Annotated in this window: 15 protein-coding genes and 1 tRNA gene; 5 read left to right on the plus strand and 11 right to left on the minus strand. The window is 59.7% G+C overall.

Features of this window, described 5'->3' with window-relative positions:
• The first annotated feature begins 126 nt into the window (after positions 1-126).
• Together BJ917_RS25875 and BJ917_RS25880 are read left to right on the plus strand one after the other, a co-directional pair.
• Entirely contained in the window at positions 127-1,050 is a 924-nt protein-coding gene (locus tag BJ917_RS25875) for a LysR family transcriptional regulator (protein ID WP_121105235.1), read from the plus strand.
• A 118-nt stretch (positions 1,051-1,168) separates the two neighbouring features.
• The gene (locus BJ917_RS25880) at positions 1,169-1,951 is read left to right on the plus strand and encodes an SDR family NAD(P)-dependent oxidoreductase (protein ID WP_096512033.1); all 783 of its coding nucleotides are present in this window, start codon (positions 1,169-1,171) and stop codon (positions 1,949-1,951) included.
• A gap of 191 nt (positions 1,952-2,142) precedes the next feature.
• Here BJ917_RS25880 and BJ917_RS25885 read toward each other — a convergent pair whose 3' ends face one another.
• From BJ917_RS25885 to BJ917_RS25910, 6 genes are all read right to left on the minus strand, one after another.
• On the minus strand, positions 2,143-3,075 hold the full coding sequence (locus tag BJ917_RS25885; protein ID WP_121105237.1) for a cupin: 933 nt from the start codon (positions 3,073-3,075) through the stop codon (positions 2,143-2,145).
• Between the two features lie 88 nt (positions 3,076-3,163).
• Positions 3,164-4,480 carry an MFS transporter gene (locus BJ917_RS25890; RefSeq protein WP_121105239.1) on the minus strand — a complete coding sequence of 439 codons (1,317 nt, stop codon included), beginning with the start codon at positions 4,478-4,480 and terminating at the stop codon, positions 3,164-3,166.
• Positions 4,481-4,599: 119 nt separating this feature from the next.
• A complete protein-coding gene (locus tag BJ917_RS25895; RefSeq protein ID WP_121105241.1) occupies positions 4,600-5,421 on the minus strand; it encodes an enoyl-CoA hydratase in 822 nt (273 codons plus the stop codon).
• The gene (locus tag BJ917_RS25900) at positions 5,418-6,857 is read right to left on the minus strand and encodes an aldehyde dehydrogenase family protein (protein ID WP_121105243.1); all 1,440 of its coding nucleotides are present in this window, start codon (positions 6,855-6,857) and stop codon (positions 5,418-5,420) included. The genes BJ917_RS25895 and BJ917_RS25900 overlap by 4 nt, the downstream gene beginning before the upstream one ends.
• On the minus strand, positions 6,854-7,648 hold the full coding sequence (locus tag BJ917_RS25905) for an enoyl-CoA hydratase/isomerase family protein (RefSeq protein ID WP_121105245.1): 795 nt from the start codon (positions 7,646-7,648) through the stop codon (positions 6,854-6,856). Before BJ917_RS25905 ends, BJ917_RS25900 begins: the two co-directional genes overlap by 4 nt.
• Positions 7,645-9,735: an acetate--CoA ligase family protein gene (locus BJ917_RS25910; protein ID WP_121105247.1), complete on the minus strand. Its 2,091-nt coding sequence runs from the start codon at positions 9,733-9,735 to the stop codon at positions 7,645-7,647. The genes BJ917_RS25905 and BJ917_RS25910 overlap by 4 nt, the downstream gene beginning before the upstream one ends.
• A 160-nt stretch (positions 9,736-9,895) precedes the next feature.
• Here BJ917_RS25910 and BJ917_RS25915 point away from each other — a divergent pair, with 160 nt between their 5' ends.
• The gene (locus BJ917_RS25915) at positions 9,896-10,792 is read left to right on the plus strand and encodes a LysR family transcriptional regulator (protein ID WP_121105249.1); all 897 of its coding nucleotides are present in this window, start codon (positions 9,896-9,898) and stop codon (positions 10,790-10,792) included.
• A 304-nt stretch (positions 10,793-11,096) separates the two neighbouring features.
• On the opposite strand, the gene BJ917_RS25920 is transcribed toward BJ917_RS25915, so the two are convergent.
• Positions 11,097-11,184, minus strand: a tRNA-Ser gene (locus tag BJ917_RS25920).
• A 123-nt stretch (positions 11,185-11,307) separates the two neighbouring features.
• On the opposite strand from BJ917_RS25920, the gene BJ917_RS25925 reads away from it, so the two are divergent.
• The gene (locus tag BJ917_RS25925; protein WP_121105251.1) at positions 11,308-11,979 is read left to right on the plus strand and encodes a Bax inhibitor-1/YccA family protein; all 672 of its coding nucleotides are present in this window, start codon (positions 11,308-11,310) and stop codon (positions 11,977-11,979) included.
• 59 nt (positions 11,980-12,038) lie between these two features.
• On the opposite strand, the gene BJ917_RS25930 is transcribed toward BJ917_RS25925, so the two are convergent.
• A complete protein-coding gene (locus BJ917_RS25930) occupies positions 12,039-12,368 on the minus strand; it encodes a YceK/YidQ family lipoprotein (protein ID WP_096512024.1) in 330 nt (109 codons plus the stop codon).
• A 57-nt stretch (positions 12,369-12,425) separates the two neighbouring features.
• On the minus strand, positions 12,426-12,863 hold the full coding sequence (locus tag BJ917_RS25935; RefSeq protein WP_096512023.1) for an Lrp/AsnC family transcriptional regulator: 438 nt from the start codon (positions 12,861-12,863) through the stop codon (positions 12,426-12,428).
• A 136-nt stretch (positions 12,864-12,999) separates the two neighbouring features.
• On the opposite strand from BJ917_RS25935, the gene BJ917_RS25940 reads away from it, so the two are divergent.
• Positions 13,000-13,893 carry a DMT family transporter gene (locus BJ917_RS25940; protein WP_121105253.1) on the plus strand — a complete coding sequence of 298 codons (894 nt, stop codon included), beginning with the start codon at positions 13,000-13,002 and terminating at the stop codon, positions 13,891-13,893.
• Positions 13,894-13,900: 7 nt separating this feature from the next.
• Here the strand turns inward: BJ917_RS25940 and BJ917_RS25945 are convergent, their stop codons facing one another.
• A complete protein-coding gene (locus tag BJ917_RS25945; RefSeq protein WP_121105457.1) occupies positions 13,901-14,941 on the minus strand; it encodes an FUSC family protein in 1,041 nt (346 codons plus the stop codon).
• A gap of 44 nt (positions 14,942-14,985) precedes the next feature.
• Positions 14,986-16,611 (minus strand): NADP-dependent glyceraldehyde-3-phosphate dehydrogenase, encoded by a 1,626-nt coding sequence (locus tag BJ917_RS25950; RefSeq protein WP_121105255.1) that lies wholly within the window; start codon positions 16,609-16,611, stop codon positions 14,986-14,988.
• Between the last annotated feature and the right edge of the window lie 141 nt (positions 16,612-16,752).

Below are 16,752 nucleotides of genomic sequence, written 5' to 3' on the forward strand. Positions count from 1 at the left end.
GAGTTTGCCCGGCCCTCACTTGAAACAAAGGCGCGGTCATTCCTGGTTAAGGAATCTCTTCACGATACGACGGGGTCCGTTTGTGAGCTAGACTGCTCTAACTACAAGTATCTGTGAATACAGTTCATGCTAAATCTCAAAGACATCAACCGCTCCGGCGAAATGGAAGTATTCACCCGAGTCGTTAATGCCGGCACCTTCTCCGAGGCCGCCCGGCGTCTGGACATGTCACCCTCTGCGGTGAGCAAGTTGATCGCCCGTTTGGAAACGCGACTGGGTGCGCGTTTACTTCATCGCTCTACCCGACGCCTTGAACTCACGGCCGAAGGCGAGCGATTCAACAATGAATGCCTGCGGATTCTTGAGCTGATTGACTCCGCCGAGCGTGATATTGCCAATGTAGCCAAACCTAGCGGGTTGATTCAGGTCAATGCCAATCTTCCTTTTGGCCTGCATTGCCTGCTACCGCAATTGCCTGATTTTCTGGCGGCTTACCCGGACATCACCCTGAACGTGGAGCTGACCGATACCGTTGTGGATCTACTGGAACGACGCGCGGATGTCGCGATACGTACCGGACCGATGAAGGAGTCGAGCCTGGTTCAGCGTCGTCTGGGTGAAAGTCGAATGATCACAGTGGCGTCACCGGCGTACATCGCGCGCTGCGGTCAGCCGAAAACCCTGGAAGACCTGCAGCGACATAATCGGCTGAGCTTTGGTTTTCATCGTCATTCGCAGGCCTGGGTTTATCGCGACGCCGAAGGCCAGCGCATCGAAATCGAGCCCAAAGGCAACGCCTTGTTCAGCGATGGCGAGAGCATGCGCCAGTCTGCGCTGGCTGGATTGGGTATCGCTCGACTGGCGAGCTTCCATATCAATGCCGATATCGAGTCGGGGCGTTTGATGCCGCTGCTGGAGCAATACAACAGCGGTGAAACCGAGGCGATTCATGCGGTGTTCATCGGCCCGGGACAGCAACTACCCCATCGTGTCAGGGTTTTTATTGATTTTCTGATAGCGAGGATTGGCCCGCATCTCACACCCTCATGACGGCAGGTCAAGCACCCATTTTCAGAGATTTGTTAAAGCAGTCTTCTGCAACCCTTGAAAGACTTCAGCCCGAGCCTGGGGCAAGATTTTGCGCATAACAACAAACAAGGCAGCTTTCATGGATTATCAACTGACTGGCAAAACCGCACTCATCACAGGCGGGGCGACAGGCATTGGCAAGGCCATCGCCCAACGCTTCATTCTCGAAGGTGCGAAGGTTGTCATTAGCGGGCTATTGGCAGACGAAGTGAATGCGGCGGTTGAAGAACTGGGCGACTCCTGTCAGGGCCTGGTTGCCGATCTGACGCAGGACGGGGCGGCGGAGCGCCTGGTCGAAATGGCCCAGGCGTCCGGCCCGATCGACTTCCTGATCAATAATGTCGGGATATTCGAGGTCAGGGACTTTTTCGAAACGGACGATGCCCAGTGGTTTCATTACTTCAACGTCAATGTCATGAGCGGTGTGCGCATGACTCGCCTTGTCATGAGGGATATGCTCAATCGCGGGCACGGGTCGATCGTCTTTATCAGCAGTGAATCCGCCGTAAAGCCTCAGCCGTGGATGGTTCACTACGGCGCGATGAAAACCTGTCTGCTGGGTATTTCCAGGGCCCTGGCTGAGTTGACCAAAGGCACAGCGGTGCGCGTCAACTCGATACTGCCCGGGCCGACCTCCACCGAGGCGGTCAAGCGCTATCACCGGGAAATCGCGGAAGAGAAGGGCATCTCGGCACAACAGGTGGTACACGATTATTTTGACGAAACCGAACCCACATCACTGATCAGACGCATGATCGAGCCCGAAGAAGTGGCTTGCAGCGTCCTGCACCTGGCCGCATCACCGGCGCTCAATGGCATGGCCATGCGCATTGAAGGTGGAACCATACGGTCGATACTTTGAAGTGGTACCCGCTCTTTCACCCTGACGAAAGATAGCACTTCACAGTGCTGTCCTCTTTCCGCCTATCCCGCAGATAAGGCGGTCCGGGCTACCTCCCGCGCAAACAGCAATTGGGATTTACTGCTGACCACACCTGCAACACCCCGCCCGGTTGCGAAGGGTAGAGCAACAAGGGATGTGGTCAGCCTGTTTCAGCTGAAGCGAATATCCAGTGAACGAAGATGTGTCTGCAAGCCCGCATCTTGAATCGGGATCAGAAACGCTTCCTGATCCGACTCATTGAAATGGGCGTGCCAGTATCCGGGTGGTGTCACAAATGCCAACCCCGGAGCCCAATCCACCCGAACCGGGTTACGAATTCGCCCATCGACATCCAGCTCCGTCCCTACCAGGGTGTAGCAGCCTGTCGGGCAATCGATAATGAAATCCAGCGCAATGGACTGGTGCCGGTGAGGTTTCTGGATCGAGCCGGCAGGCAGAATTCCATACATGGCCCAGAGCACGTGGGTCACGGTTCTGGTTTGCGGGAAATTGCTATTGCCAAGCAAGATGCTGATGCGGCTGCGGTCTTGCGCGCGCGGATCATTGGCGGCTTCACGCAGCTTCGCGTTGACTGTCTGCGCGGGATACAGCGTGGGAGCGAAGCGATCGGTGCTGCGGGTCACACCGAGATAGCGCAACAGGGGTTCGTCATGAACGTAGTAGAGCCGGGCGTCCTCGGTCGCGCTGAAGCGGGCATCCAGAAGACCCGGTAGCGCAATGAAGCAGCCCTGGGACCACTCAATGCTGTGCTCACCCTGGATGACTTTTCCTGCGCCGGCAATCACGTAAAACACCTGTGAGGTGGCGTTGGGTTGAAGCGTCAGGCTGTCGCCCGCGTTGAGGCGGATGAAGTTCGCGCACAACCCCGGCCCGGTCGCGGGACCTTCACAGCCAAGGGCGTCGCTCAAGTCCAGCGGTATGACCCGAGAGGGCCCGCTGTCACAGAGTGACGCTGGAAAGTTGTGGTAGGGAATTCGGGTAATGAGGTTAGCGCTGATCGGATTGGCCGCCTTGCTGTACTCGAAGTATTCGGCTTCCAGTTGATTGGCCGGTACCGCATCGATCTTCATTGGGCTGTTCATGGTGGTCACTTCAGTCTCTCGTCCTTTGATGCAGCTTCTGCCGGGTTGTCGCCAGAAGCTGTGATGGGTTTACAACAGGAAAGGCAGACTATCGGTTGACCATCCTGGCGGGTACGAACACCAGGATGATCATGGCCGACACAAACACGCAGCCCGCGACGATGACCAGGCCGGTGGTCATGGATTGCGTCAGGTCCTTCAGGAAACCGAGCAACGCAGGGCCGGCAAAGCTGGCCAGATTGCCCGTGGAATTGATCAGCGCAATACCCGCCGCTGCTCCAGCGCCGCCCAGGAATGAGGTCGGCAATGCCCAGAACATGGGCAGGGACGTGATGATCCCCGCCGTCGCAATGATCAGGCCGGTAATCGCCAGCCAGGGCGTCAGCGGGAAAAAGGCGCAAATCAGGAACCCGGGCACTGCCACCAACAGTGGAATGACCGCGTGCCAACGACGTTCACGGTGGCGATCGGAACTTTTACCGGCCAGGTACATACCCAGCAGTGCTGCCAGGTAAGGCACCGCGGAAATGATCCCGATCGTTCTTGGATCGGTAATGCCGGAATTGCTGATGATGCTTGGCTGCCAGAAGCCGATGGTGCTGGTGCCCATGACCAGCAGGAACAGAATGGAGCACATCAGCCATACTCGCCCGCCGAGCAGTCCCTGACGAACCGAACTGTGGGTTTTGGCACGGTTGTCCAGGCTGATTTCTTCGGCAACGATGGCTCGCTGCTCGTTGCTCAGCCAGTGCGCGTCGTCAACTTTGTCGGTGAGAAAGAACATCACCACCAACCCGAGTATCAGTGCCGGTGCGGCTTCGATGATGAACAGCCATTGCCAGCCTGCCAGGCCATGGACCATGTTCATCGTGTGCAGGATATAGCCCGACACCAGCCCACTGAGGATGCCGGACACCGGGTTGCCGGCCATCAGCAGCGCGACCATCTTGCCCCGGCGATGGGCGGGAAACCAAAGGGTGAGGTAGAGCACGATGCCAGGAAAAAAGCCCGCTTCGGCGATGCCCAGGAAAAACCGCGCGATATAGAACTGCATCGGCGTCTGCACCAGCGCAGTCGCCGCCGAGATCAGCGACCAGGTGATCATGATTCGCGCGATCCAGCGTCGCGCGCCAACGCGGTGCAGGATCAGATTGCTCGGCACTTCGGCAAAGAAATAGCCGATGAAGAACACGCCGGCGCCCAGGCCGTAGACCGCGTTGCTGAAGGACAAATCGTTGAGCATGGTCAGCTTGGCGAAGCCGACGTTGATCCTGTCGAGATAGCTGACGACGTAGCAGAGGAACAACAGCGGCATGAATCGCCACATGATTTTCTTGAACGTCGATTCGGCGAGGGCAGGGTCCTGCACGCCGATTGGCTGTTCTGCGGTATTGAGAATAGTCATCGCTGACTCCTTGTTATTTTTATGGAGTGCTCGTGATTTCAATGCCCTGTGATCCCCAGCGAGACGTCTGACGACTGTACGCCGGGGATTGTGGCAGCTCTGAAGGTTGTCTGGAGAAATCAGCGGCCGCTGAAACGTGCCGGTCGTCGCTCCATGAAATGCGCCACACCTTCCTTGAAATCATCACTCTGGATACTCAGGAACATTTCCCGGTTGGCCTGGGTGATGGATTCGGTGAGTGTCTGGAAGGGTGATTCGCCCAACTGTTGCTTGATGACCTTTATCGAACGCGGCGAGACATTCAGGGCCAGGTCTTCGGCGTATTTCAGGGTCTGGTCCAACAGGGTATCCGGCGCGAACAGGCGTTCGACCAGGCCCATGCTCAACGCTTCCTGCGCCGAAACCTTGCGTGACGAGAGCAGCAAGTCCGCGGCGTGCCCGGGCCCGACAACACGCGGCAGCAGCCACGCAATGCCGTGCTCGGCAATCAATCCACGTTTGGCGAAGGCCGTGGAAAACACGGCGGTTTCACTGGCAAAACGCATGTCGCTGTACAGCGCCAACACCAAACCCAATCCCGCAGCAGCGCCGTTGATCGCGCTGATAATGGGTTTGCGCACACCGGGGAAATACGAGTAACGGCTTTGATAGTCGGCGCGACGGTTCATGTCATAGGCGCGCATCCAGGCCATTTCACTGATGTCGTCCGGTGGCAGCACCTCGAGTTCATCGATGTCCATGCCGGCGCAGAACGCCCGGCCGTTACCGGTCAGCACGATGACGCGCACGCTGTCGTCGCGATCCAGTTGGGCAAACGCTTCGCGCAGTTCGGCCTCCATGACTTTGGTCAATGCATTCATCTTGTCGGGACGCATCAGCGTCACGACGGCAACGTGCTCTTGGGTGCCAAAGCGGCTGAGTTCAATCTGAGTGAAGTTCATGATTTCTCCTGGGTTCTGGCAACTGGCATCTGAATGGCACGGACCTCGACAAACTCCTCGATGCCATAGGTCCCGCCTTCTCGACCGAGGCCGGAATCGCCGAAGCCACCAAAGGGAGCCGCCGGGTTATAGGGTGCGCCATTGACATCGACCTGACCGGCACGCAGTTGAAGTGCGAGGCGAAGGGCGTGATCGACATCGGCCGCCCAGACGGCACCGGCCAGGCCATAGGCCGTGCCGTTGGCAATCTCGATGGCCTGCTGTTCGGTTTCGTAAGTGATGACGCTGAGCACCGGACCGAACACTTCCTGTTGCGCCAGCGTCGATTGAGGCGGGACTCGTCCGAAAATGGTCGGCGCGATGTAGTAACCCGTCGCCGGCACCGGTGCCTGGCTGCCGCCGGCAATCAGGTCAAATCCTTGGGATTGGCTCTCAGCAATCACGGCGTGTACACGGTCGCGATGCGCCGCTGACACCAATGGCCCCATGCGCGTGGCCGAATCCATGGGATCGCCCAGCGTCAGGCGCGTCACGGCATCGGCCAGCAAGGCGCGGTAGGTGTCATACCGCTCGACAGGGACCAGCAGGCGAGTCAGCGAATTGCACGATTGACCCGAGTTCAGGAAGCACGAGCCGATCACCTGGCGGACGACGTTCTCGGCCGGGGCATCGGCTGTCGCGATGCACGCTGATTTACCGCCCAGTTCCAGCGCAACCCGCTTCAGGGCCTGGCCTGCCGAGGCGGCGATGCGCCGGCCCACGGCGGTGGAGCCGGTAAACGACAACAAGGCGACATCGGGATGATCAACCAGGGCCTGACCGGTAGCCGCATCGCCCAGGACGATGTTCAGCACGCCGTTGGGCAGGCCGGCGGCCAGCGCGGCTTCACCCAGCGCACGTGCTGTGCAGGGAGCCAGCTCCGAGGGTTTGAGCACCACGGTGCAACCGGCGACCAAGGCGGCGGCCACCTTGCCGGTGATCTGGTGCAAAGGGTAGTTCCACGGCGTGATTGCGCCGACCACGCCCACCGGGACATGGGTGATGGTGGAGTTGCCGACCCGGGCATCCGCCAGGCAATCGACCGCCAGATCAGCCGTCGCCCTCCAGGCCAGAATGGGGGCTTGCACCTGTATGCGCTGTGACAGCTTGAGCGGCATGCCGACCTCGGCGGCGATGCCCCGCGCGAGGGAATCAACGTGTTCTTCCAGTTGGTTGGCGATCCCGCGCACGAAGTCGGCTCGTGTGCTCACCGGCAGCGCTGACCATGAGGCGAAGGCGTTTTTTGCGGCCTGAACGGCAAGGCCGATTTCTGCGTCTGTGCCGTGGGCGACGTGCCCCAGTTCGGCTTCACTCGCGGAGTCGAAGACGCGGGTGCGGTCGGCGGATTGTGCCGGCGTCCAGCGTCCGTCGATGAGGTGATGTTGATAGGCAGTCATGGCGTATTTCCTTTGCGTGCACGGGCGTCGAGAAACGCACTCATCAAGGTCTGTGGTTCATCGCTGGCATAGCATTCGAGCTGGGCGCGGATGCCGGCGGTGCAGGCGTCGTCGAAGCCGGGTTGCGTCAGCGCCCGGAAACGTTGTTTGGACAGGCGGACAGCGGTCGTGGGCAGCTGCGCCATCGAACGTGCGCGGGCAAGGGCCGCGCCGAGTACGTCTGAAGCATGCAGCTCTGTCACCATCCCGATCTCATGGGCGCGCTGCCCGTTGATGAGTTCGCCGGACAACGACAGTTGCGTGTTATGGGTCAGGCCGACGTGCAAGGAGAGCAAGTAGGAGCCGACGATGCTCGCCAGGCCCGCTTTCACTTCAGGTTGACCAATGCGGGCGTCCGGTGAGGCAATCCGCCAGTCGCCACACAGCGCCAATTGCATGCCCGCGCCGGCGGCGACGCCGTTGATGGCGACCACACAAGGCTTGTCCAGATCGCGAACGGCCTGGTACATGGCGCGTTGCGCGCTCAGCCAAGGGGCAATCTGCTTCCAGTCGACCGTGCTGGCTTCTTCCAGGTCCTGGCCGGCGCAAAAGGCGCGGTCACCGGCACCGGTCAGGACCACGGCTTTGACCGCCGGGTCTTCATTGAGCTGTGCCAGCGCGGCAATCAATGCGCTACGCAGGTGCTGATTCACCGCATTCAGGTTGGCCGGGCGATTGAGCGTCACCAGTGCCACCTGATCCTTGACGTCAATCAGGACGCTGCGTTGTTGATCGAGATGACTGATGCTCATGATGCCTCCTTGTATTGGATAACGGCGTCGACAGCGACCACGCCTTCGGCCATGACCATGACCGGGTTGATGTCGACGCTCAGCAGGTTCGTCTGGTGTTGCAGGGCAAAATTCCCCAGCGCCACCGCCGCCCGGGCCAGGGCCTCGGCATCGAGTGATGGTTGGCCGCGTGCGCCCTTGAGCACCGGGGCAATGCGCAGTCGTTCGATCGCTTGCCTTGCTTGCGCCTCGGTGAAAGGGGCGAGCAATGACACGGTGTCCTTGCGAATCTCGACCAGGGTTCCGCCTTCACCGATGACCACCAGCGGGCCGAACAATGGATCGACGACGACACCGAGCATGAATTCATGCAGGCCTTTGACCGAGCGCGCGACGATCAGTCGACCGTGGGGCACACCCAGTGAGTCCAGGGCGCCCAGGCAGCGCTGCGCGGCGTCCTGCACCGCTTGCGGATCGCCGAGGTTGAGGTGGACCAGGCCGTGTTCGCTCTTGTGCGGTACCTGCGCTGCGCATCCCTTGACGACGATGCGCCCGCCGAACTCAGTGGCGATCCGGGCTGCGCTATCGGCGTCATGGCACACCTGATGCTCGACGACCGGCACCCCGGCATGTGCCAACAGGGCCAGGCTCTGCGCTTCATCGAGCAGGCCAGCGTATGCACTGACAGTGGTTGCCCCGGCAGCGGGGGGTGTTGAACCTTGCCATTGGCAGTGCCGGGCGTACTGACGAAGCGCCGACACCGCTTCGCTTTCGTTGCGAAAGCCTGGAATGCCGGCCTGTTGGAATTGCGCCCGGACATCCGCTTGAGGCGCGGTCATCACCACGGGCTTGCCGGTGTGCTGCATGAATCGCGCGGTGGTTTGGGCGAGCCCCGGCACGTCGTAGCCCGGGCCTGCCACGGGGATTCCGATAAGAAACATGTCCGCCTCGGGGTCTTGGCCCAGCACATCGAGAACGGCAGGAAACATCCCGCCGTTGCCAAGCAGGGCGGCGGTGAGGTCCAGTGGATTGGCGGCGCTGGCGAAGTCAGGGATCAGACCTTTGAGGCGTTCCAGGGTTGGCGCTGCCAATTCGGTCAGTGGCAGCCCGACACGTTCGGCGGCATCGGCGCACAGCACACCCACGGCGCCGCTGTGGCTCATTACCACGGTGCGGCCCGCGCCCGGAGCAAAACCGCTCAGGTACAACGGTGCTGCATTGACCAGTTCGTGTATGTCGTGGGCACGCCAGATGCCGTGTTTGTCGAGAAATGCGTCGAGGGCGCCGTCCTGACCCACCATGGCGCCGGTGTGCGAGGCGGCGGCAGCAGCGCCTTTGTGACTCACGCCGCCTTTAAGTAGCACGATTTGGCAGCCGTTTTGCCGGGCAATGTGGGCCGCCCCGGCGAGCAGTTGCGGATTCGAAACAGTCTCCACGTAGACCAGAATCAGGCGGACCTGCGGGTCGTCCACCAGCATCCGCGTCAGCTCCGACACGCCCAGATCGGCGTCGTTGCCGGTGGCTGCCAGGTAGCGAACGCCATAACCCTGTTCACGCAACATCGCATAGGGCATGACGCTGGCCGCACCGCTTTGGCTGACAATGGCGATGGGGCCGTCCGCAGGCGTTACTTCCATGAACATGGTGCTGAAGTTCAGCACCGCGCCGTTGGCGAAATTGGCGAAGCCCTGGGCGTTGGGGCCGATCAGGCGCATGCCGTGATGCCGGGCGAAGTCCACCAGTTCATTCTGCAACTGACGGCCGCTTTCACCGGTCTCGGCAAAGCCTGAGGCCATGACCACGGCGGTTTTTACACCCGACAGGGCGCAGGCCTTGATTGCATCCACTGCCGCTTGGCCCGAGACCGCGATGATGGCGGCGTCGGGAACGATGCCCAGCGCATCCAGGTCCGGATAGCAACGCAGGCCTTGCACCGACTCGCGCTTGGGGTTGATCGGCAGGATCGTGCCGGTGTAGCCGAACTTGAGCATGTAATGAATGGGGCGCCCGCCGACTTTGTTCGGGTCTTCGGATGCGCCAATGATGGCGACACTGGACGGGTCGAACAGCGATAACGCTGGCGGACTGATTTTATTGTTATGGGCCATGATGGCTCTCGGTGGCTTCAGGTCTGATGCGAGTCTAGGGAGCACCTTGGCCATCTGGAAGTGTCATGAAGGCGATATCAGATACATCAAAAAGTGATGGCGCGCTGCTTGGTGGTCGTTTATGTTCCGACCACTGCAAGAGGGTGCGAGGACAGGGTCGATGAATCTGAAACAGCTACAAAGCGTGCTGCTGATGGACGAACTCGGGTCTATTTCCCGAACGGCGGTAGCGCTGGGCACCGCTCAATCACTGGTCAGTCGGCAATTGGCGCAACTGGAGACGGAGTGGGGCGATCAGCTGTTCGTGCGTACCGGGCGCGGCCTGGTCGTTTCGGATTTCGGTCGGCTGGTACTGCCGGAGATTCGCTTGCTGCTTGCCCAGGCCGAGCGCCTGGAAACTTTGGTCAGGGAATCCTCGGGCGTACCGGCGGGCACGGTGCACATCGGGATCTTGCCGTCGATGTCACGCCGGTTGCTGCCGATGCTGTTCACGGCGCTGCAAACCCATGCCCCCGGCGTGCGCCTGCACGTAGTCGAAGGCTTCAGCGGTGACCTCGATGAACAACTGGCCGCCGGTGCCCTGGACCTGATCGTGGTTAACCGGTACGGCATTTCCAACGCCCGGGACGAAGAAACGCTGGGGGTCGTCGATACGTATCTGGTGGGGAAGGCCGCAAGCCTCTGCGGGCTCGGGCAATCAATCGAGTTCGCTGCCTTGCCGGATTTTCCGCTGATTCTGCCTTCACGCCCCAACGGATTGCGCACCACCCTGGACCAGTTGGCACGCAAACATCAGCTGTCGCTGAACGTGGCGATCGAAGTCGATACACTCAATGCAATGAAAGACGTGGCGGCGGCTGGCGGGGCGTTCACTATCCTGCCTTATCTGGCAGTACAGGAGGATGTAGAACGCGGCTTGCTGGATGCGGTGCGAATCGATAAGCCGCAGATTAAACGCACGATTGCCCTGGCGTTTACTCACCAGCATCCGCTGTCCAGGGCTGCCAGAGTAGTAGGCGGAAATGTGCGTGAATTGTCGAAAGTGCTTCTCGAGTAGGCCAGAGCGCTTCTTGCCGCTCATCTCTGCACTCACCTCGTTAAGCTTTCGGGTCAGGAAGTGTGTCGCGCGGGAAGGGAGCAGATCTGAGTTGGGCATCACGAATCCTCGGTTATGAGATCAGCGTAGTACCAGGTTCAATGAAGGATTTTTCAGGTTTTGCAGGAGGCCGGGGGAGGGGAACATTCAGCTGAGTTCTGGAACACATCCAGAATAATTATGGAACACATGCCCAGCGTCGCGGATTTCGCCAAACCCCAGAAACGACAAAGCCCTGAATAATCAGGGCTTTGTCGTATAAAGATGGCGGAGGCGATGGGATTCGAACTCATGGACCTGTTACAGTCGACGGTTTTCAAGACCGTTGCCTTAAACCACTCGGCCACACCTCCGTTTGCGTTGCGGGCGCCATAATACCTGAATGAAACACACTGTCAAACTCTCTGCATAGCTTGTTACAGGGCGTCTGTTATGATCTTTGCGACTGAACGTTTCAAACCAACAGGAGTGTCGCCATGCGCGAACAGGATTACGCAGTTAATAACAGCTTGCAGGCTGAGCAGCTAGAGGTTAGCCGCGTCCTGCGCAACACATACGGCTTGCTCGCCCTGACCCTCGCATTCAGCGGTCTGACGGCTTACGTCGCCCAACAGATGCGGGTCGGCTACCCGAACGTTTTCGTGGTGCTGATCGGCTTCTACGGCCTTTTCTTCCTCACCAACAAACTCCGTGATTCCGCCTGGGGCCTGGTATCGGCATTTGCCCTGACCGGTTTCATGGGTTTCCTGCTGGGCCCGATCCTCAACCGTTACCTGGGCATGCAGGGCGGCGCTGAAGTGGTCAGTTCGGCCTTCGCAATGACGGCACTGGTGTTCGGCGGTCTGTCGGCCTATGTGCTGATCACCCGCAAGGACATGAGCTTCCTCGGCGGTTTCATCACCGCGGGCTTTTTCGTCCTGCTCGGTGCGACCCTGGCCAGCTTCTTCTTCAAGATCAGCGGGCTGCAACTGGCGATCAGCGCAGGTTTCGTGCTGTTCTCCTCGGTCTGCATTCTGTTCCAGACCAGCGCCATCATTCATGGCGGCGAGCGCAACTACATCATGGCCACCATCAGCCTGTATGTATCGATCTACAACCTGTTCATCAGCCTGTTGCAGCTGTTCGGCATCATGAGCCGCGATGACTGATTGTCAGCGTTAAATAAAAAACCCGCTTCGGCGGGTTTTTTATTGTCTGGCATTCAGGGTTATTCGGTAATGATGATGCTTCCATCGGCTTGCTGCCGGTAGAGGGTGTAGGGCAACAGCAAGGTGTCGAAGGCGCCGGAAAGGACCACATCGATCAGCACAATGGCTGGGGCGCTGTCATGGACCTGCGCGTCCCGTCCTTTTTCCAAAGGCGCATTCAGATAGCAGAAGTCATACGTCACACCGCTGTAGATTCGGGGAACTGCGCCGCAGTAACTATTTTTCTCCCTGAGGCTCTTTGCGGCCACGTCGTCTCCACGTACAACCGTCTGGACTGTGCCGCAACCCGAAAGCATCAGCGCTGCCAGTAACATCAACCGAAGTTTCATACCGCCAATCCTTAGCTGTAAAACGACCAATTTACGCCTCTTCGAAAAAAACTGCATTCACGCCATCGGGGGTAACCGGCGTTTGACCGGGGTTTTCTTGACGATTGCGGTGTTGGTTTCGGCGTGGGTATTGAGCCGGTCGAGCAGGGTGTCCAGTTGTTCCATCGAGCGTACATGCAGGCGTGCGATGAAGCAGTCGTCGCCGGTGACCTTGTCGCACTCGGTGAACTCGGGGATGGCCATGATTTGCCGTTCAACTTCCTGTAACTGGCCGGGTAGCGGGCGAATGCGCACGATGGCCTGGAGTTGATAACCGAAGCATTTCGGGTCGATTTCAACGGTGTAGCCCTTGAGTACACCGCGCTCTTCGAGGCGACGCAGGCGTTCTGCAACGCTGGGCGAAGACAAGCCGCTGAGGTGCGCCAGGGCCTTGAGTGAGCGTCGCGAGTCTTCCATCAATGCCGTGATCAGCACCTGGTCGATGTCATCGGTCATGGCGAAAACCTCTATTAGGCAGTTTTTCAAAATCGCCTTTATAAAAAAGGCAGATTCCGAGTTTAGCCTGATTTTTACGCTGGAGAAGCGCCTCGGCTGATTGGCATACTTTGCCCATCAACAGAGGAGTCTGGAAATGGACAAAACAATTCGTCGCGGCTCGTTCGAAATGACCGCCGCCATGCTGATCTCCGGGACCATCGGCTGGTTCGTGCTGGTATCGGGGCAACCGGTGCTGGACGTGGTGTTCTGGCGCTGCCTGTTTGGTGCCGGCGCGCTGTTGCTGATTTGCGCGGTATTCGGCTTCCTGCGGCCCGGCATCCTGACCCGCACCACGTTCCTGTTGGCCGTACTCAGCGGCGTGGCGATCGTCGGCAACTGGGTGTTGTTGTTCGCCTCCTATTCCCGCGCCTCGATTGCCATCGGCACCGCCGTCTACAACGTGCAGCCTTTCATGCTGGTGGGCCTGGCCGCGGTGTTCCTCAACGAGAAAATCACCCTGCAGAAACTGGCGTGGCTGGGCGTTTCGTTTCTCGGGATGCTGGCGATCGTCAGCGCCCATGGCGGGCAGGGCGAGAGCGGCAATGAATACCTGATCGGCATTGTGCTGGCGTTGGGCGCTGCATTTCTCTACGCGATTGCCGCGCTGATCATCAAGCGCCTGACCGGCACGCCGCCGCATTTGATCGCGTTGGTTCAGGTCAGCACCGGTGTGTTGCTGCTCGCGCCATTCGCGCACTTCTCGGCACTCCCGCAGGGCCAAAGTGCGTGGGGCAGTCTGATCACCCTGGGTATGGTGCACACCGGCGTGATGTACGTATTGCTGTACGGCGCGATCCAGAAGTTGCCGACGGCATTGACTGGCGCGCTGTCATTCATCTATCCGATCGCGGCAATTTTCGTCGACTGGTTTGCCTTCGGTCATCGTCTGGAACTGATGCAATGGATCGGGGTTGCCGCGATTCTGCTGGCTGCTGCCGGGATGCAGCAGGGTTGGAGCCTGAAATGGCGACGCACAGTGACCCAATAGGCAGGCGTCAGATGTTCCAACGTGGTGCAGACTTAGCCAGCCGCTGGCGCATCTCACCAATGTTGGTTGCCAGTTGTTGAGTCAACAATCGATAACCGTCCAGCGCGTTGTAGATCGGCGCATCAAGGCTGACGGCCGGCAACTCCATGGTTCGACTCAGCCGTTGGGTGGCGCCTGACTTCAGTGCCCTGGCCATGCCAATCAGCTGCACGCGAATCAGCCGGTGCTCCGCCTTCAGCGCCGATTGCAGTTGAGCCATGGCATCGGAGTCACTGGCATCCGGTCGGGTATTGCCGAGAATCTCCAGGGTGCTGACACAGGTGCGCAGTTGACGTTGAATGGCATCGAGCTCGGTCATCGACATCTTCACTTCTTTCGATACCGATGGCATCAGTGAGCGCAGTTGCACCATGACCGTGTTCAGGCGACCCATCAGCTTGAGGTGTTCCTCAGCCGTGACGGGTTGGCCGTCGATAATGCGCCCGTAGATCGCCGCGCAGTCGCGCAAGGCATCGGCCAGGTTGTAGCGCCAGGAATAGACCGCATAGAGAGGCAGGGCAAAGGAAAATGCCAGGGCCAAGGCAATGCCAATCAGGATATCCACCCCGCGCCATAGGCCGTCGGTGACCGGATTGTCGCCATGTCCGGCAACGATGAACACGGTAATCGCGGCCAGCAGCGCGGTATAGCCACCCTTGCCGATGGCGTGGTACGAGAAAAACCCACAAATCACCGCCATCGCGAAATAGGTCAGCCATGGCATGCCGAGCCAGGCCTGTTGCACCACCAGCACCAGACCGATAGCGGCGCCGACCAGGGTGCCGATGGCTCGTTCGGCGGCTTTTTTGCCGATATTGCCATGGTGCTGTAAACCGCCGATCACCACCAGCATCGTCACCGATGCCCACTCACCGTGGGGCAGATGGATGCCGGTGGTCAGCAGGATAGTCGCCAGTAACCCCACCGACACGCGCACCGCGTGAATCACCTTGGCATGCCGATAGCGCTGGTATGGGTCAATCAGCGGACGCAGTAGCCGGCGCAGCAGCGGTGGCAGTCGAGGGGTAGTGGATGTGCTCAGGTTCACTCTCCTCAGAAAATGTAGTCAGTGGTCAAAAAGCTCGAACTGCGTCCGCTGATGATTTCACTGATCAACTCCTTGTTGGTCTCCTGGAATTTGGTCGCCACCAACGTGCGGATCGAAAACACCCGTAACGCGTCATGCACCGACAAGGTGCCTTCGGCGGAGTTTTTGCGGCCATTGAAGGGATAGGTGTCAGGGCCGCGCTGGCACTGGGCGTTAAGGTTGATGCGCCCGACCTGATTGGCGAAGGTGTCCACCAGCCGGCCGACCGCTACCGGGTTGGTGCCGAAGATGCTCAATTGCTGGCCGAAGTCCGACTCCAGGACGTAATCGATCACCGTGTCCAGGTGGCGGTAAGGCACGATCGGCACCACCGGGCCGAACTGTTCTTCCTGATAGACACGCATCTGCGGCGTCACCGGGTACAGCACCGCGGGGTAGAAGAACGACGCACGGGCTTCGCCGCCATTGGGGTTCACCACTTTTGCGCCTTTGTCGACGGCATCGGCTACCAGTGCGTGCAGGTAATCGACCTTGCCAGACTCCGGCAGGGGCGTCAGGGCGACGCCGCTGTCCCATGGCATGCCGGGTTTGAGCGTGGCCAGTTTGGCGTTGAGTTTCTCGATGAAGGCATCGACCACGTCTTCGTGGACAAACAGGATTTTCAGTGCCGTGCAGCGCTGGCCGTTGAATGACAGGGCGCCGGTGACCGCTTCGTTCACGGCGTTGTCCAGGTCCACTTCCGGCAGGACGATGCCGGGGTTCTTCGCATCCAGCCCCAGCGCCGCGCGCAAGCGATGCGGGCGCGGATGCAGTTTCTTCAGGTCACTGGCGGCCTTGTTGGTGCCGATGAACGCAAAGATATCGATCTTGCCGCTGGCCATCAGGGCACTGACGGTCTCGCGGCCGCTGCCGTAGATCACGTTGATCACTCCGGCCGGGAAACTGTCGCGGAACGCCTCCAGCAGCGGACGTATCAACAGCACGCCCAGCTTGGCTGGCTTGAACACCACCGTGTTGCCCATGATCAAGGCCGGAATCAGTGTGGTGAAGGTTTCGTTCAATGGATAGTTATAGGGCCCCATGCACAACGCCACGCCCATCGGTACGCGGCGGATCTGGCCAAGGGTGTCCTGCTCCAGTTCGAAGCGGCTGGAGCGGCGGTCGAGTTCCTTCAGGGCGTTGATGGTGTCGACAATGTAGTCGCAGGTGCGGTCGAACTCTTTTTCCGAGTCCTTGAGGTTCTTGCCGATTTCCCACATCAGCAGCTTGACCACCGCTTCGCGCTGTTCGCGCATGCGCCCCAAAAAGGTTTCGACATGCTGGATGCGCTCGGCCACGCGCATGGTCGGCCACAAACCCTGGCCGCGGTCGTAGGCGCGGACGGCAGCGTCCAGGGCGGTCAGTGCGGTGTCGGCATCCAGCAGCGGCGTGCTGCCAAGGATCACTTGTTCGTCACCCGCAGCACTGTTTATGTACACCGGGCTGCGCACGGTGGCGAGGGGACCCGGCCAGGTTTTCAGGACACCGTCGACCAGGTATTCACGCTGCTCGATCTGGCCGTCCAGGCGATATTTTTCCGGGATTCTGTCGGCCTCGGGAAACAGGTTGCCAAGGAGATCTGCTGTGCTCATGTTGCTACCCCATATGAAATGTCACCCGCGAACCCTGCTGCCACCCCCAGCACCCTGTAGGAGCGAGCATGCTCGCGATGGTCGTGAACGATGACGCGGGCTATCAGGTATCCCGCGGCGCTTGGGCGTTTTTCGCGAGCA

The sequence above is a fragment of the Pseudomonas sp. WPR_5_2 genome (assembly GCF_003634475.1).
GTDB classification, from domain to species: domain Bacteria; phylum Pseudomonadota; class Gammaproteobacteria; order Pseudomonadales; family Pseudomonadaceae; genus Aquipseudomonas; species Aquipseudomonas izuensis.